The organism is Acinetobacter sp. YH12201, from assembly GCF_013418145.1.
GTDB lineage: Bacteria > Pseudomonadota > Gammaproteobacteria > Pseudomonadales > Moraxellaceae > Acinetobacter.
Genome location: NZ_VPCP01000075.1, coordinates 1 through 15219, shown reverse-complemented (window position 1 = coordinate 15219; position 15219 = coordinate 1). Strand labels below are relative to the sequence as shown.

Genomic DNA, 15219 nt, shown 5'->3' with positions numbered 1-15219 from the left:
CAATTTTCTGACAAATATTTCTCAAATAAACTTCGAGTAATTTCTACCATCAATCAATGAAAATAATTTCGATCAATCAACCAGTAAAAATCCACACAAGTTGTTCTTCATAATCTCTTAATGATCTATTTCCTACCTCGTCAGTAGAAAATATAACGCAATAAACATTCAACAACTTAACCTGTTCAGCTAAGTTCGTTTGCTGTATCGCGTCGGGATGAGCTCATTATAGGGCAATTTCTTACCCATGCAAGTGCTTTTAACTGATTGTTTTATTGAGTGTTGTATTTTTATGCACTAAGCTGGTTCATTTTTATTCTAATTCAAATATAAACATATAATTTTAAAGCAAAAATATGAATAAAATATTTCTGCTTTATTTTTTTCTTAATTTTTCACCTCTGCTGCTTTAATGTTCACGCTGATAATTTTCACCACTTGTTTTGGTACATTTTGATGCATTCCAAAGTTTGCAGTCGGTACTTGAGTGATTTTATCGACCACATCCATGCCTTTCACAACCTTACCAAACACGGCATAACCTGCATTCATCTGACTTCTATTTAAAAAGTCATTGTCTACCGTATTAATAAAAAATTGGCTGGTTGCTGAATTAGGCATATTGGTTCGTGCCATGGCCAATGTGCCACGCAGGTTCTTTAAGCCATTATAGGATTCATTTTGAATAGGGGCTTTGGTCTGCTTCTCGACCATGTTGGCATCCATTCCTCCCCCCTGAATCATGAAGCCAGGAATCACCCGGTGAAAAATGGTGCCATTATAAAAGTTATCTTTTACATAACTTTCAAAGTTTTTTGCTGAAATAGGCGCTTTATCATTAAATAGCTCTATTTCAATATTTCCCATTGAGGTTTTCATTTCTACCAGGGTATTTGCAGCCATCACCTGCAAACTCATACATGCAGTACCAATAGCAAATAAGGCCTTTTTTAACATTTCTTTACTCTTCTACGTTAAGTGGTCATTGTGAATGACTATATATTAATCTTTCAATATAAATATAACAGCTTCTCTTTTTGATATAAAATGAGCATTACAATGAGCGAAGAATTAAATACAACTACTTTTTCCCTTTACCCACCTTGGCATTTACAGGGTAATGCTTTTATTTTGAATTACTGGTTAACGCCCAAATTTATTGCGCAGCATCGGACTTTTTATATTGCTCCTTCTCCAATTGGACGCGTGGTACAGGTCATATTGGTTCGTTATCATGATTCTCCTGTAGGCCCATATGATGAATTGCTGATCTTGGATCATCCTTTAATCAGTAAAAGACGTTTGTCTTGCATTCCGAAAATTTATGTTTCTACCGAAGCCTCTATGCTAAATGGTCAACATTTTTGGGGAATACCAAAACAGCTGGCCCAATTTGAATGGTTCATCCATGATGATGTGGTGTATTGCAATATCTGCTTTGAGCAACAAGAAATGAGTTTGTGCTTGCAGAAATATAAACATAGCCAGACTTTTTATGTGAATAGTCATCATTTACCTGCACGGCTGCTCAAGATCGATCAAGCCTGGCAAGGTTTACGCTATCAGTTCACACTACAATTTCGCGGTAAACTCAGTAAATTAAAACAGGCGAGCTGGAAAAACACCCAGGACATTTTTCCCGATTTTTCTCAAGCCCGCTATTTACACAGCTTTTATGTGCCAGAATTTAGCCTCACCTTACCTAAAGCTAAAATCGAGAAAAAATAAAGGTGTTTCACGTGAAACACCTTTATTATAAATGAATACCCAGCTCAAAAAATTTAAGCGTGTTTATCCCAAAACTTTCTATAGTTTTTACTGATTTCAATAAAATACTTTTTAGCACGATAAGAAACAGGTGTGAGATTGACAAAACCATGCGCTTGATCGCCATATTCCTGATAATGCACCTTTACGCCACGATGACGTAATTTATGTGCATAAATTTCCCCTTCATCATGTAATACATCATGACCTGCAGTCACCACAAAGGTAGGTGGTAATTTGTCATGCTGACCATAAGTCGGTGAAATCAGCGGATCATCGAGTTCAACCTGATGCGTATCTGCATAATAATGGGTGACAAAATCCACATCTTTACCGGTTAAAACCAGTCCTTCATTGTAGGCATAAAATGAAGGATGACGGCTTTTAAAATCAACTGCCGGATAGAGCAGTAATTGCGCTTGCGGTGCATACACTTTATGAGCTGTACGTTGTGCAACTACCGTGCTGATATTCCCTCCAGCGCTATCCCCCGCCACTGAAATTCTATTTTTTAAGATTTTAAGCTGTTTTCTGTTTTGATAGACCCATGCCAAGGCATCTTCACAGCTTTGAATCAGTTGATTCGGACTCGCTTCAGGTGCTAAAGGATAGTCAATACTTAAAACCTGCACTTTGGCATGCACTGCCAGTAAACGGCAGACCTCATCATGCGAATCCAGACTGCCTACAACAAAGCCGCCACCATGAAAATACACCACCATAGGCAATTTTTTAGTGGGTGCAGGATGATAATGTCGCGCAAAGATGGTGCCGCTGTGTAAAGGTAAACGTAGATCTTCAATCTGTTTCACTGGTGTAGGCTTGGCTTTGATGGACTGCATTTGCAAATCAAAGCTTTTACGGGCATGAATAATATCTTCACTGACCAAACCACTACTGCCCCGTTTTAACTGGGCTGCCATCATACATTGCACCAAGGGATCAAGTTCAGGATATTGATGCGGATATCTTAAAATTTTAACTAGAGATTTTTGTGCAAAACTGGGCAATCGATCTAAAGTACGTGCCGCTGTACCTTGACCTTTTTCTAACATGGTCTGTAAAGTTCGGCTAAAAGCAACCATCATGGCACCTTCCTTTTATTTTAATCTTGATATTTTTTACATGATCAGCCAATACGTGACCATACGCTTATATCAGTCTAATTATCGGTATACACAGTAAAAACATTCATACGCTAATCTTCTTTTCATACCTTGTCATTGACAATTTCCATGTATATTTCGGCGTGTTTTTGCCACTCCAGCCCACAAAAAGAATGAATGTTATGGCTAAAAGACGCCTTCTGCTATCATTAGCAAGGCGATTTTTAGCTGCATTATCCCCTTTCCTGAAAATGGCACTTATTAAAATGACTCTTATACTTGCTAGGACTGTCATTATAACCAAGCCTAGGGTTCAGGTTATGACTAGTAATATAAAGGGGAGTAATATCCTCAACGTTGGAAGTATGATTCCTTTGCCTATTATTTAGATCGTAATTTAGAGGGGGGGGGGCCGCTCAGAATCCTGATAAAATTTTGCTAAACAGATACATAAATTCTATTTATTCTGCATTTACTTAACTTTAGGCAAAAAAAAAGCTTATCCAGAGGTTGGATAAGCCTAGAAAACACATTTCTAAATACCAAGAAGAAACTACAGCGATAGAATCTGGGTTAAATAATAAGCATCTGAAGCATTTTTGTGAAATATATATTTCATTTAATATTGATCGTTTTTAAGTCTAAGTAGACTCTCTAACATTGCGCTTCCTGCATGCTATAAATTTTCTCAGACATATTATTATCAATAACTTAATCCGGTTCAGGCTATTGCAACTGCTATTTCTGCCGTTCACTACACTCTAAATAATAGGGTTACTTATATCAGGATGCGCTAATCACAAGGGTTCCACCTTTGCTCTGCTTAACCTGGTCTAAATTCTGATATTTACCCGCAATCATCACATCATCTGGTATTTTATTTTAGAAAAAATAATGCTTTTTAATAATTTTAATCAAATTAAACAGATTTAATTGCTTGTCTCGCTTGAATTTTTAACGTCTGCCCCGAACTCTGTATTAATCATGAATTTTATCACTCATGGCAGTTCAGGATTAACGCAGTTAGCACTGAGGCCAAAAGGACTGACATGTTTAAAAACCCATTCAAACGGAGTAAATCTATGGCAACTGAGCAGAATCAAGACGCTCAAGATCTAGGGCAAGAGCAAGCTGAGCAACAAACAGTAGAATCTCAAGCTGAACCTGAACAGTCAGAAGTTACCGTTGAATCTTTACAAGAGCAGATTGCACAGCTTGAAGGTGACTTGAAGTTAGAAAAAGCCCGTACAGCCAATGCAGTTTATGAAGCACAAAAAAGCGTAGAACGTATTCAACGTGAAGCTGAAAAGCATAAAGAGACCGTGATTGAGAAGTTTGCTAAAGAGCTGCTCGACACTGTCGATAATTTAGAGCGTGCTATTCAAGCGGCTGGGGATATTGAATCGCCATTACTTGAAGGCGTTCAACTGACCCATAAATCATTACTCAGTACGCTGGAAAAATTTAACGTTGTAGAAGTCAACATGAATAATGGTTTTAATGCTGATTTACATCAGGCCGTCGGTATTGCACCTGACGTCAAAGCTGGTGAAATCGGTACCGTATTACAAAAAGGTTATGCCCTTTCAGGCCGTTTACTGCGTCCAGCAATGGTCCTCGTAGGTCAATAAGGTATAGAAATTCGAGAGTTTTTCTATTTTTTTCATGCAAACAACTTGAAAAATTTTGAATGGCTCTCATATCGGATAACAAGCAAAAACATTGCAAAAAATAATTTTGAGGAAACATCCAAATGGCTAAAATCATTGGTATTGACTTAGGTACAACAAACTCTTGTGTTGCCGTACTTGAAGGCGACAAAGTTAAAGTCATCGACAACGCTGAAGGCGCGCGTACAACTCCATCTATTATTGCCTATAAAGATGGCGAAATTCTGGTTGGTCAATCTGCGAAACGTCAGGCAGTGACTAACCCTAAAAATACATTATTCGCGATCAAGCGTTTGATCGGCCGTAAGTATCAAGACCAAGCAGTGCAAAAAGACATCGGTTTAGTGCCTTACAAAATCATCCAGGCAGACAATGGCGATGCATGGGTGGATGTAAATGACAAGAAACTTGCACCACAACAAATCTCTGCTGAAATCTTGAAAAAGATGAAAAAAACTGCAGAAGACTATTTAGGTGAAACAGTTACTGAAGCGGTCATTACTGTGCCTGCTTACTTCAACGATGCACAACGTCAAGCCACTAAAGATGCAGGTAAAATTGCCGGTTTGGACGTTAAACGTATCATCAACGAACCAACTGCTGCAGCTCTTGCGTTCGGTATGGACAAGAAAGAAGGCGACCGTAAAATCGCGGTTTATGACTTGGGTGGTGGTACTTTCGACGTATCCATCATTGAAATTGCTGACTTGGATGGCGACCAGCAAATCGAAGTATTATCTACAAACGGTGATACTTTCCTAGGTGGTGAAGACTTCGATAATGCTTTAATTGAATTCCTGGTTGAAGAATTCAAGAAAGAACAAAGCGTGAACTTGAAACAAGATCCTCTTGCATTACAACGTTTGAAAGAAGCCGCTGAAAAAGCAAAAATCGAGCTTTCTTCTTCTAATGCAACTGAAATTAACCTTCCATACATCACTGCAGATGCGACTGGTCCTAAACATTTAGTGATCAACGTGACTCGTGCAAAACTTGAAGGTTTGGTGGCTGATCTGGTCGCTCGTACTATTGAACCATGTAAGATTGCACTTAAAGATGCCGGTCTTTCAACTTCAGACATCTCTGATGTGATTCTGGTTGGTGGTCAGTCTCGTATGCCACTGGTACAACAAAAAGTACAAGAATTCTTTGGTCGTGAGCCACGTAAAGACGTGAACCCTGACGAAGCAGTAGCAATTGGTGCTGCGATTCAAGGTGCTGTGTTGTCTGGTGACAAAACTGACGTATTACTTCTTGACGTAACTCCATTGACTCTAGGTATTGAGACTATGGGCGGCGTGTTAACTGCAATTATCGAGAAAAACACCACGATTCCTGCGAAGAAATCTCAAGTGTTCTCAACTGCTGCAGACAACCAGCCTGCTGTAGACATTTCGGTTTACCAAGGTGAACGTAAAATGGCGCAGCAAAACAAATTGTTGGGTAACTTCCAATTAGGCGACATCCCACCTGCTCCACGTGGCGTGCCACAAATTGAAGTATCGTTCGATATCAATGCTGACGGTATCTTGAAAGTGTCTGCAAAAGACAAAAGCACTGGTAAAGAGCAATCGATTCAAATTAAAGCAAACTCAGGTTTGAGCGATGCTGAAATTGAAGCGATGATCAAAGATGCTGAAGCGAATGCGGAAGAAGACCGTAAGTTCGAAGAACTGGCTAAAGCTCGTAACGAAGCTGATGCTTTAGTTTCTAGCGCGCAAAAAGCAGTAAAAGATCTGGGCGAACAAGTGACTGCTGACGAAAAAACTGCGGTTGAAACTGCGGTTTCAGAACTTGAAGCTGCAACCAAAGAAAATGACGTTGAAGCCATCAAAGCAAAAACTGAAGCATTACAAAACATCATCATGCCGATCACTCAACGCGCTTATGAAGCTGCGCAAGGTGCTCAAGGCGGTGCTCAAGGTTTTGATCCAAATGCATTCCAAGGTGATGCGGGTCAACAACAAAAAGCAGATGACGGCGTTGTAGATGCTGAATTCACCGAAGTTAAAGATGACAAAAAATAATTTGTCGAATTAACAGAAAAAAGACCGCGCGCAAGCGCGGTTTTTTTATTTTTATTTCAGCTTAATTGTTATACAGTATAGAAAAATAATGATTTTAAGCTTTTATGCGCTTAGTGCTACTCAGCCTGTTGGTCATATTTCTGTTCGGCATGACCTATCAAACCCGAAATCATCCTCAAATTCGCCACAATACCCTGTTGGATCGTATTCAACATCCTTTCGATACCCGCTTACGTTACCGTATTGCTGAGGTTGATTCACGTTTTGGTGTTACTGAAAATGAACTGAAACAGATTAGCCAGCAAGCCACTGACATCTGGAAAGCGGGTACAGGCAAAGACTATTTTGTTTATGATCCCGATGCCCGGCTCACCATCCATTTAATTTATGATCAACGTCAAGACGAATCGGTGCAACGTCGGCAGCAATTAGGCCAGATTCAACACAACCAGCAAGTGTGGGTCAATAAAAATCAACAACTGCAGCAATTTAAAGATGAACTAGACCGTACCAATACTCTACTCGATGCGAAAAAAGCCCAACTCAATATACAAATAAATCAACATAATCAATATATTGCCATTATTAATCAAAGTGGTGGAATCCCGGCTTCACAACGGGAACAGCTCATGCAGCAGCAAAACCAGTTACAACAGCACATTTTGGTACTGCAGCAAGAGATCAATCTTTATAACCAGAAAATTCAGCAACTTAATCTGGAGGTTGATGAACTGAATCAGCTGAATCAACGGATTGATAGCTCGGTAAAAAGCTTTAATCAGTGTTTTCAGCCACGATTATTTGATAAAGGTTCATTTAATGGCAAGCAAATTAACATTTACGAATTTGAATCGATTGAGGATTTACGCTTGACGCTGGCGCATGAATTTGGCCATGCACTGGGCTTGAAACATAATCAGGACCCGCAAGCACTGATGTATCCACTGATGAAAGAGCAAAACATGCTAAATTTCCGCTTGTCCGCTGCTGATCTTGCCCTGTTACAGGCGCGTTAGGCTCAACTTGAGATACAATGCAAAAAAACCTTACTTTTTATAAGTCTATGAATAGTAAGATATCGGCAATCAGGCAAATTTCGTGTTATGGTAATAACCAGAAATGACAACAGAAACCTCTGGAGATGCGTGTGAGTTACTACCATATTCTTATTGAAGTAAATGATCACATCAGTACGATTGAACAGACTCGTGATATTGAAATTTTTGATATTATTGAGATTCAACCTTATCTCCATTCCATTCTTTTGCCGTATTTCAATGAGCAACTGATTGAACTTGAAGATGAAAATATAGAATTTAAAGATATTCTACATTTACAAGTCAAACAGACCCTGTTGCCTATTCAAGATTTGATTGAAGAAGAACAACGTTTACTGCCAAGCGATACCGATATCACCATTAGTGCTTATGAAATTTTTAACAATCGCGATTTAAGCCAAGATGTGACTACGGTTATTTTTGATATTCTAGAAGCAGCAAAACTGCAAGCCTAATAATTTAAATAGCTTGCAACAGCAAATCAGCATGCTAATCCGCAATAAAAAAGCCCCCATTTTTGGAGGGCTTTTTATATTTGATTATTCGATTAAATTGAAAAAGATGAACCACAACCACAGGTTGTTGTTGCATTAGGGTTGTGCACGATAAAACGTGAACCTTCCAGGCCTTCTACATAATCTACTTCTGAACCGACAAGATATTGATAGCTCAATGAATCGACCAGCATTTTCACATCACCATTAATAAATTCAGCATCATCTTCATTCATGCTTTCAGCAAAGTTAAAGCCATAAGAGAAACCGGAACAACCGCCACCTGTAACATAAACGCGTAACATTAATTCTTGGTTGCCTTCGCTATCACGCAATTGGCGTACTTTATTCGCAGCATTGTCGGTCAACACCAGAGCTTGGGCATTCATGTGGGATTCCTCTGTTCAATTCAGCTGTCTTGAAATATAAAAGACCATATATTAAGTATAGCATACCCAATATATGGTCAGTATTTACAGATTTAAAGTTAAATCAGACTATTTTTCTCAAGATTTTTTATAATTTTCATCCTGCAGACTACATTCAAAATTCTTTGGATCTTGCTTACAACGGAATTGCCACAGTAATTTCATCATACGTTTATCATAAACGCCGCGTTTGGTTAAATCGACCCGCGACTCGCGCATCAATTTTTGATAGCCCACTTTATCTGCTTCAGGAATTTGCATCCAGTATTTTTGCGGAATATCGGCTTTCATTTTGCCTAAAATCCCGAAGGCACGAGGTAACTGGCTTTTCACCCATTCACGTGACTTTTGCCCATATCCTGCCGGAAATTTATCTGGACGGATAATCACATTACCGGTGACTTGTAAAATAGGATAATTCACAATTGCACCCTTATTGCCTAAACCCTTATACAGTTCTAAAGGTTTAAATACGGCAGCAGGTGCACCAATAATATCCACCTGACCATTGTTAAATTTAGCGCCAAAATTGGTGACATCTGCACTAATCGCCTGTGCACCCACTTGCTGAACCATAATTTTTTGCGCTTCATCATAATCAAGCACGGCAATTTTTTTGCCTGCAGCTTTCGCCACGGTATTGATATTACGATCATTAACCATTAAAAAGGCATCGCCGACTGGAATCACACCCACCACTTCATATTTGCTATTCAGCATATGTTTGGCAAAAGTTGGATTGGCTAAACCCTGCATCACTTTTACTGCCAGTTTTAAATCGGGAATCGCACCAATAGCATCCAGTGAACCGGTAAAATGGTTAAACTGACGACCGCGCATACCGGTCACACTGATCCCGTCACACTTTCCAGCTTTAAAATCTTCAGCGATGACTGCTTCATTTTGGCCTACACGTAATTCAATATCGGTGCCCCAATTTTTGGCTGCCAATTGATAATCTTTCATCAGGGCAAAAACATCCCCACTTTTACCTACTAAATCAAATACGCAAATCACCTGTTTGGCTTGAGTAATACTAGCGACAGCACACAAACCTAGACCAAGCAGCAGTGTTTTAGAGCATGGCATCATGATTTTTTCTTCCTTGTGTCATTATTTTATTCAATCTTGAATTGAATCGTTTTTGCTTTTTTTATTCATCAGCCAGCAGCCGATTTGAAGACTTGTTTTTTGGGCTGATAAAATTTCACTGTTATTTTTTTAAGATTACGCCTTTTTTCACTCATCTCAATGGCAAAAATGACAAAATACTAGTGACAAAAAAGCCTAGATTTAATCTAGGCTTTCTTTTTAAAAATCAATACTATTCACCACCAAGTGAACATTCAAAATTGGCTTTATCGACAGAGCAGCGAGCCTTTTTCAAAACCCCCATCATGCCTGGATCATAAATACCGCGGTTGGTCATATCCATACGGCCTTCACGCAATAATTTTTGATATTTGGTTTTATCTTCTGCAGTCAGGTTCAATTTAAACTTGGCCGGAATATTGGCTTCCAGACGATTAATTAGGGCAAAACTTTTTGGTAAGTTTTTCACAAACCAGTCACGTGATTTTTGACCAAAGCCTGCCGGGAATTGGTCTGGACGGATCACAAAATCTGCGGTCACCTGGAGTACAGGGAAATTAAACATCGCACCATTAGAACCTAAACCTTTATAAATTTCTAAAGGTTTATAGGCATAGGCAGGTGCACCTACCATATCGACCTGTCCATTATTGAATTTTGCGACAAAGTTAGATACATCAGAGATCACCGCTTGCGCACCTACACGTTGCACCATAATTTTTTGTGCATCGTCATAACCTAATACCGCAAATTTTTTACCTGCTGCTTTTTCAATCGAGTCAATTTTTTTATCGCGTACAAAAATAAAAGCAGAACCTAAAGGTGAAATACCCGCCACTTCATATTTTTTGCCGCCTAAATTACTGACCATTTTCGGCGCATTACGTTTATCCAAAGCAAAAGTGATGGCACGCTGAGCAATCGCATTACTTGGTGCACCACCGAGAGCATCAATAGAGCCTACGAATTTATTGTATTGACGAGCACGCATCGCGGTCATAAACACGCCGTCACATTTACCGGCTTTAAAGTCATTATCAGCAACCGCTTCGTCTTGACGTGGAATAAGATTAATTTCTGCCCCCCATCCTTTGGCAGCCAATGCCCATTCCTGAGCCATTTGAAAAGATTCACCCGATTTACCCAGTAAATCAAATACACAGACATCGACTTTAGCAGCTTGTGCTGTACTCGCTAAGCCTACAGCAGCAAATGTTGTTAATGTGAAAATCATTTTTTTCATTATTTCGGTCCTTTTAGAATCTTGTTGTTTGACGAGTATCCGTTCACGCCACAAATATTAAGCAAGTTCATTCTAAAAAAATAGAGTATTTACTCCAATTAATCAGGCTTAAAATGCCAATCGTTTTTCATTTTTTTAAGTTAGCAATAAAAATCATAAACTTATGTAACAGCGATTTTTAGGTATAATTTATGAAATTTGCGCTATTTTACAAATGAATACAATAATGATGGATTTATTCACCGCTTAATGAACACTCAAAGTTGGTTCTCTCTACCGTACAACGGGCTTTTTTCAGCACCGTCATCATGGTCGGTTCATAAATTCCTTGCCTAGTCAGGTCTAAACGTCCATCTCGTAATAATTTTTGATATTTATCATGATCTTCCTTAGTTAAATTGACTTTATATCTGGCGGGAATTTCCGCTTCCAGGCGTTTCACCATAGCAAAGCTTTTCGGTAAAAGTTTTACGAACCAACTCCGTGACTGATCTGCAAAACCTTCAGGAAATTTCTCCGGGCGAATCACCAGATCGGCAGTCACATTGACGACCGGAAAATTAATCATTGCCCCGCTAGAGCCTAAACCTTTGTAAATTTCTAGCGGCTTAAAGGCATAAGCGGGTGCCGCAATCATATCGACTTCACCATTGTTGAATTTCTTCACAAAATTAGAAATATCAGCCATCACCGGCACTGCACCAATACGCTGGACAACAATTTTTTGCGCCTGATCATAGTGCAGAATGGCAAATTTTTTACCTTGTGCCTTCTCTATAGAATTAATTGATTTATCACGTACAAAAAGATAGGCAGTACCAATTTGCCCAATTCCTGCCACCTCATATTTCTCATTGGCAATGCTACTGGTCAGCCGCTTTTTATTACGTTTGTCCAACACAAAAGCAATGGCTTTTTGTGCAATCTGATTACTTGGAACGCCACCAAGTGCATCAATTGAACCGGCAAATTTGTTATAGGCGCGGGCACGCATTGAGGTCATGTAAAAAGCATCACAGACACCGACCTTAAAATCTTTTTCAATTTTGGCTTCGTCTTGATAGGGCATTAGATTGACCTCGGCTCCCCAGTTTTTACTGGTTAAGGCCCATTCTTCAATTAATTTATAAGACTCACCTGCTTTCCCAAGTAAATCAAATACACAGATATTCTGTTTTGCCTGCGCTAAGCTGGAAAAACTCAAAAGTGTGAGCATAGATAAAATAAAAGTCTTTTTTTTCATGATGTGCCTTATTCTTTTTCGCTTATTTATCTTAGAAAATTACTATAATTTTGTTTTTATACTAAAAATAGAGCTGCTGAGGCCTTTCTGACGAAAGGCTGTTTTTTTGCACAATTTGTCACATTTTTATTCATCTACTTAAAATCATGCTTTTATAAAAAAGAATCATGCACTGCCTTTTTCTTTTCTGAGTGGCTTCCTTTAGAATACGCACATTATTCTTCTCATTTAGATATTTCAATGATTCAGTTAGATCAACTTTCTATACGTCGCGGTGGGCGTGTTTTATTTCAAAAAGCGTCTATGCAGCTACATCCAGGATGGAAAATTGGCCTAACCGGTGTCAATGGCGCAGGAAAATCGACCCTGTTCGCCGCATTATTGGGTGGCATGGAATCGGATGGCGGTTCTTTGACCCGTCCTGCTGCCTGGACGGTGGCTCATATGGCTCAGGAAATTAAAGCGCTGGAGATGAAGGCCATCGATTTTGTCCTGTCTGGAGATGAAGAATATTGGGACATCCAGCACAAACTGGAACACCCTGAAGATCTCAATAACGATGAGTTAGCGCATTTATATGGCCGCTTTGACGAAATTAATGGCTACTCTGCTCCATCAAAAGCATCACAATTGATGGCCGGTTTGGGCTTCTTTGAACATCAGTCACAACTGGATGTTTCCAGTTTCTCGGGTGGCTGGCGCATGCGTTTAAATCTGGCCCGCACCCTGATGAGCCGTTCCGACTTGCTGTTACTGGATGAACCGACCAACCATCTCGATTTGGATGCAATTTTATGGCTGGAAGACTGGCTAAAAGCCTATGAAGGCACCCTGATTTTAATTTCGCATGACCGTGATTTTCTTGATGCCGTTACCGATCATATTTTACATATCGAAAATCAGGAACTGATGCTCTATACCGGAAATTATTCTACCTTTGAACGTACACGTAGTGAACGTCTGGCACAACAACAACAAGCGTATGAAAAGCAGCTTGAAACACGGGCACATTTACAAAAATTTATTGACCGCTTTAAAGCCAAAGCCACCAAAGCCAAACAGGCACAGAGCCGGATTAAACAACTAGAACGTATGCAGGAACTTTCTGCTGCACATGTAGATACACCATTTACCTTCAGTTTCCGTGAACCGACTAAAATGAGCTCACCTTTGCTGCAACTGGAACATGCGGATATTAGTTATGGTAACAAGCTGATTGTAACCAATGTCAATTTGCAAATCACACCAAGCAGCCGGATTGGTTTACTCGGGATGAATGGGGCCGGTAAATCGACACTGATCAAATCTTTGGTTGGTGACCTGAAACTGCTCAAAGGGACGCGCAAAGATTCTGAATTGCTGAATATTGGTTATTTTGCCCAGCATCAAATGGATGCCCTGGATGGTAGTGCCAGTCCAATGCTGCAATTGTCACGAATCGCGGACAAAAAAATCAGTGAAGCAACTTTACGTTCATTCCTCGGTAGCTTTGGTTTTAGTGGCGAACGTATGGACACCCCAAGTGAAGGCTTCTCTGGTGGTGAACGTGCGCGCCTAGCTTTGGCTTTAATTGTATGGCAACGTCCAAACGTGTTGATTCTGGATGAACCGACCAACCATTTGGACCTTGATATGCGTCATGCCCTGAGCATGGCCTTACAGGACTTTGAAGGTGCTGTGGTGTTGGTATCGCATGAGCGTCAATTGATTGCCAGCGTCTGTGATGAATTGTTATTAGTCCACAATGGTCAATGCCGTGAATTTGATGGTGATTTGGTTGCTTATGCAGACTGGTTACGTCAGGCACGGATTGACCTCATGAAAAATGGTCAGAAACCTGCTGAACCCGTGAAGTCACAAGTAGAAGTAAAACCGGCAATTTCAAAACTCGATAAAGAAGCTCAACGTAAAGAAACTGCGCGCCGCCGTGAACTGAGCCGACCGATTCGTAAAAATATTGAAAAAAATGAAGCACAGATCAGCAAGCTGCAACCCCGTTTAGCTGAAATTGAAGTATTACTGGGTGATGCGGCAATATATGAAGCCAGTCGTAAAGATGATTTACTCAAGCTGATGAATGAGCAAACTCAGTTAAAAAGCCAGCTGGAAACGGCGGAAGAACAGATGTTAGAGTTAATGATGGAATTGGAAGAGCTGGAAAGTTCTTTTGAATAAGGCATTTTTCCATTCTTAAGTAAAGCTAAAGTGACGTTTATTTTATGATCGCAGCACAATATTTAAGGTGTGCTGCGATTTTTTAATTTTTCTACACAACCATTCTATTCTACACAACCACTCTATATAGCCATTCTACCCAGCTATGACAAGCTATTTTAAATCAAACAACATGATCAGGTTTTAAATTCAAAAACCCTCTTAAAATAAATTTAAATTCAAAATCTGCTTTTAAATTTAAAAAATTTATCCACAACCACTTAAAATTCAAGTTTAAATTTAAAATAAAATATCGCCTTATGCTATGGATAAGTTAATTTTTACTCTTTTATTGAGCTGAAATGGCAGCTTAAAAACTTATCCACACTATACTCGTCATTTTAAATTAGTTTTTTGACTTATCCTGAGCTGTTTTTTGCGTTTTAAAAACCTGAGTTCAATGATTTTCCAGGCGCTCTCATTGACCCATAATTCCCGAATTTGTTTATGATTCTGCAAGCCAATCCAGACCTGGCAATGCTTTAAATCTTCATCATAATCAAATTCTTCAAACTCAACTGCGAGTTTTTGCGGCTTCCAGACACCATTTTTCACGGCATGAGCAATGCGGTCATAGCGAACAAAATTGCTTTCCACGCGACCTTCCTGCTCGTAGACCACTTTGAACTGTTCATGTTCATACTGAGCCAGCACCTCATAATTTCCGCTAAAAAAGGCCTGAGTCCAGATATCGCGGATCTGTTCCAGTTCTTGGTCCATAGTGCTCACCTCGTCATATTGCATGATGATTGTAAGCGTCCGCTGAACCCCATCGCCATTTTTTAATTTGAGTTGGATTTCCAGCGGTGTGGCAGTAATTCTTCAATCTGGGTCACTTTATGTGTCGGCAACCTTTTCAGTACATCGCTTAAATAGG

General features: G+C 39.6%; 14 protein-coding genes. 6 read left to right on the top strand and 8 right to left on the bottom strand.

Going from position 1 to position 15219, the window contains the following annotated elements; all coding sequences use genetic code 11:
* Nucleotides 1-387 precede the first annotated feature (387 nt).
* Nucleotides 388-957, bottom strand: coding sequence for a peptidylprolyl isomerase (locus FTU91_RS13140; RefSeq protein WP_180082407.1), 570 nt, complete (start codon nucleotides 955-957; stop codon nucleotides 388-390).
* 102 nt (nucleotides 958-1059) lie between these two features.
* On the opposite strand from FTU91_RS13140, the gene FTU91_RS13135 reads away from it, so the two are divergent.
* Complete coding sequence (locus FTU91_RS13135) at nucleotides 1060-1728, top strand: acetoacetate decarboxylase family protein (RefSeq protein WP_180082405.1); 669 nt, start codon at nucleotides 1060-1062, stop codon at nucleotides 1726-1728.
* 53 nt (nucleotides 1729-1781) lie between these two features.
* Here FTU91_RS13135 and FTU91_RS13130 read toward each other — a convergent pair whose 3' ends face one another.
* Nucleotides 1782-2852, bottom strand: a complete 1071-nt coding sequence (locus FTU91_RS13130) for an alpha/beta hydrolase (RefSeq protein WP_180082413.1) — start codon at nucleotides 2850-2852, stop codon at nucleotides 1782-1784.
* A 1103-nt stretch (nucleotides 2853-3955) separates the two neighbouring features.
* Between FTU91_RS13130 and grpE the strand changes: the two genes are divergently transcribed.
* The 4 genes from grpE to FTU91_RS13110 all read left to right on the top strand — a co-directional run bounded on the left by grpE (nucleotide 3956) and on the right by FTU91_RS13110 (nucleotide 8083).
* Nucleotides 3956-4504, top strand: coding sequence for a nucleotide exchange factor GrpE (grpE, locus tag FTU91_RS13125; RefSeq protein WP_086197579.1), 549 nt, complete (start codon nucleotides 3956-3958; stop codon nucleotides 4502-4504).
* Between the two features lie 122 nt (nucleotides 4505-4626).
* Nucleotides 4627-6570, top strand: coding sequence for a molecular chaperone DnaK (dnaK, locus tag FTU91_RS13120; protein WP_180082403.1), 1944 nt, complete (start codon nucleotides 4627-4629; stop codon nucleotides 6568-6570).
* 104 nt (nucleotides 6571-6674) lie between these two features.
* Nucleotides 6675-7586 (top strand): matrixin family metalloprotease, encoded by a 912-nt coding sequence (locus FTU91_RS13115; protein ID WP_180082401.1) that lies wholly within the window; start codon nucleotides 6675-6677, stop codon nucleotides 7584-7586.
* Between the two features lie 119 nt (nucleotides 7587-7705).
* Nucleotides 7706-8083 carry a hypothetical protein gene (locus FTU91_RS13110; RefSeq protein WP_180082411.1) on the top strand — a complete coding sequence of 126 codons (378 nt, stop codon included), beginning with the start codon at nucleotides 7706-7708 and terminating at the stop codon, nucleotides 8081-8083.
* A 92-nt stretch (nucleotides 8084-8175) separates the two neighbouring features.
* Here FTU91_RS13110 and erpA read toward each other — a convergent pair whose 3' ends face one another.
* The 4 genes from erpA to FTU91_RS13090 all read right to left on the bottom strand — a co-directional run bounded on the left by erpA (nucleotide 8176) and on the right by FTU91_RS13090 (nucleotide 12128).
* Complete coding sequence (erpA, locus tag FTU91_RS13105; protein WP_086198910.1) at nucleotides 8176-8511, bottom strand: iron-sulfur cluster insertion protein ErpA; 336 nt, start codon at nucleotides 8509-8511, stop codon at nucleotides 8176-8178.
* Between the two features lie 117 nt (nucleotides 8512-8628).
* Nucleotides 8629-9639, bottom strand: coding sequence for a putative solute-binding protein (locus FTU91_RS13100; RefSeq protein WP_180082409.1), 1011 nt, complete (start codon nucleotides 9637-9639; stop codon nucleotides 8629-8631).
* A gap of 235 nt (nucleotides 9640-9874) precedes the next feature.
* Complete coding sequence (locus FTU91_RS13095) at nucleotides 9875-10885, bottom strand: putative solute-binding protein (RefSeq protein WP_086197583.1); 1011 nt, start codon at nucleotides 10883-10885, stop codon at nucleotides 9875-9877.
* 235 nt (nucleotides 10886-11120) lie between these two features.
* Nucleotides 11121-12128 (bottom strand): putative solute-binding protein, encoded by a 1008-nt coding sequence (locus tag FTU91_RS13090; protein WP_086197584.1) that lies wholly within the window; start codon nucleotides 12126-12128, stop codon nucleotides 11121-11123.
* Nucleotides 12129-12368: 240 nt separating this feature from the next.
* Here FTU91_RS13090 and FTU91_RS13085 point away from each other — a divergent pair, with 240 nt between their 5' ends.
* Nucleotides 12369-14303, top strand: a complete 1935-nt coding sequence (locus tag FTU91_RS13085; protein ID WP_180082399.1) for an ATP-binding cassette domain-containing protein — start codon at nucleotides 12369-12371, stop codon at nucleotides 14301-14303.
* Nucleotides 14304-14678: 375 nt separating this feature from the next.
* Here the strand turns inward: FTU91_RS13085 and FTU91_RS13080 are convergent, their stop codons facing one another.
* Nucleotides 14679-15062, bottom strand: a complete 384-nt coding sequence (locus FTU91_RS13080; protein ID WP_086197610.1) for a hypothetical protein — start codon at nucleotides 15060-15062, stop codon at nucleotides 14679-14681.
* A 62-nt stretch (nucleotides 15063-15124) separates the two neighbouring features.
* Nucleotides 15125-15219: transposase domain-containing protein (locus FTU91_RS13075; protein WP_141192749.1), on the bottom strand; the 95-nt coding region annotated here is incomplete at its 5' end.